The following is a 1,908-nucleotide window of genomic DNA, read 5'->3' as shown; positions in this document are numbered from 1 at the left end:
TCCTTGCTGACAATCCCCCCCGCTCCCCGGGTGATCTGACCCCCCCGTTTGTCCTTTCAGGCAGATCGTCTCCCTCTCCCCCTTGTGGGGAGAGGTCAGACGTGGGGGTGGCTCCGCCAGCCTCCAGAGTTCGAGGGTCACCCAACCAACCCCACCCTCGATTCCTCCCCACAAGGGGGAGGGTAGGCGCGCGACGTGTGTAACCGACTGCCCTTGAGGGGGAAGTACGTCGCCCCCGTCGCGTCGCCCATTGTCGATCCTTCGAGAGGCCCCCATGCCCGTCTACGATTATGCCTGCGACGCCTGCGGGCCCTTCACGGTGCTGCGCCCCATGGCTCAGTTCAAGGACCCGCATGATTGCCCGGATTGCGGCTCGTCCTGCGGCCGCGCCTTCCTCACGGCGCCCAACCTCGCCTCCATGGATGCGGGCCGGCGCAAGGCGCATGCGGTCAACGAGCGGAGCGCCCATGCGCCCCGCAAGTCGTCGGGGCACGGGACCGGCTGCGGCTGCTGCTCGGGCGCCTCGAAAACCAAGCAACCGGCGGCCGCGAAAAGCTTCCCCAACGCGCGACCGTGGATGATCAGCCACTGACGGCTGGGCGCCCACGCTTCTCCCCGCCTGGCGGGGAGAAGCGACGCAAACAACAGGAGAACCCCACCGATGATGCACGGCGACATTTCCTCGAGCAACGACAGCGTCGGCGTCGCGGTCGTCAACTACAAGATGCCGCGTCTCCACACGAAGGCCGAAGTTCTGGAGAACGCGCGAAAGATCGCCGACATGGTGGTGGGCATGAAGTCCGGCCTGCCCGGCATGGACCTCGTGATCTTCCCCGAATACTCGACCCACGGCATCATGTATGACGGCAAGGAGATGTATGAGACCGCCTCCGCCGTGCCCGGGGAGGAGACGGCGATCTTCGCCGAGGCCTGCCGGAAAGCGGGAGTCTGGGGCGTGTTCTCGCTCACCGGCGAGCGCCACGAGGAGCATCCGAACAAGGCGCCTTACAACACCCTCATCCTGATGAACGATCAGGGCGAGATCGTGCAGAAATACCGCAAGATCATGCCCTGGACCCCGATCGAAGGCTGGTATCCGGGCGATTGCACCTATGTCTCGGACGGGCCGAAGGGCCTCAAGATCAGCCTCATCATCTGCGACGACGGCAATTACCCCGAGATCTGGCGCGACTGCGCCATGCGCGGCGCCGAGCTCATCATCCGCTGCCAGGGCTACATGTATCCGGCCAAGGAGCAGCAGATCCTGATGTCGAAGGCGATGGCGTTCGCCAACAACACCTATGTCGCCGTGGCCAATGCGGCCGGCTTCGACGGCGTCTATAGCTATTTCGGCCATTCGGCGATCATCGGCTTCGACGGCCGGACGCTGGGCGAATGCGGCACTGAGGAAATGGGCGTGCAATATGCCGCCCTCTCGAAGTTCCTCATCCGCGACGCCCGCGCCAACATGCAGTCGGAGAACCACCTCTTCAAGCTGCTGCACCGTGGCTATACGGGCATGATCAACTCGAAAGAAAACGAGCCCGGCAAGGCCGATTGCCCCTACGATTTCTATCGCCGCTGGATCGAGGACCCGGCCGGCACCCGCGAGGCGGTCCGCGCCATCACCCGCCCCGATCTCGGCACACCGGAATGCCCGATCGAAGGCATCCCCAACGCGGCCAAGTAGGGGCTCGCGAAGAGCCTGTTTGATCTGTTTGTCCAAGGCTTGGCCTTATCCTGAGGTGCCGCGTAGCGGCCTCGAAGGAGGCTTCCAGAGATCGCGCGATGACTGGAGGGCTCCTTCGAGGCCGCTGACGCGGCACCTCAGCGACTGTGTCGGGTGTCAAGCGGTTTGCCATGGTTTTTGGTCCCTGGCCATGGGGTTGGGGATGGATGGGCGGTTTG

2 protein-coding genes are annotated in these 1,908 nt (G+C 64.4%); both read left to right on the top strand.

Annotated features, from left to right (window positions below; translation table 11 throughout):
• Positions 1 to 274 precede the first annotated feature (274 nt).
• Positions 275 to 592 (top strand): FmdB family zinc ribbon protein, encoded by a 318-nt coding sequence (locus MBTS_RS20910; protein WP_056146899.1) that lies wholly within the window; start codon positions 275 to 277, stop codon positions 590 to 592.
• Positions 593 to 661: 69 nt separating this feature from the next.
• A complete protein-coding gene (locus MBTS_RS20905; protein WP_018041700.1) occupies positions 662 to 1,690 on the top strand; it encodes an aliphatic amidase in 1,029 nt (342 codons plus the stop codon).
• Positions 1,691 to 1,908 lie beyond the last annotated feature (218 nt).

The sequence above is a fragment of the Methylobacterium bullatum genome, assembly GCF_014845095.1.
GTDB classification, from domain to species: domain Bacteria; phylum Pseudomonadota; class Alphaproteobacteria; order Rhizobiales; family Beijerinckiaceae; genus Methylobacterium; species Methylobacterium bullatum.
This window is presented reverse-complemented; position numbering and strand designations above follow the sequence as displayed.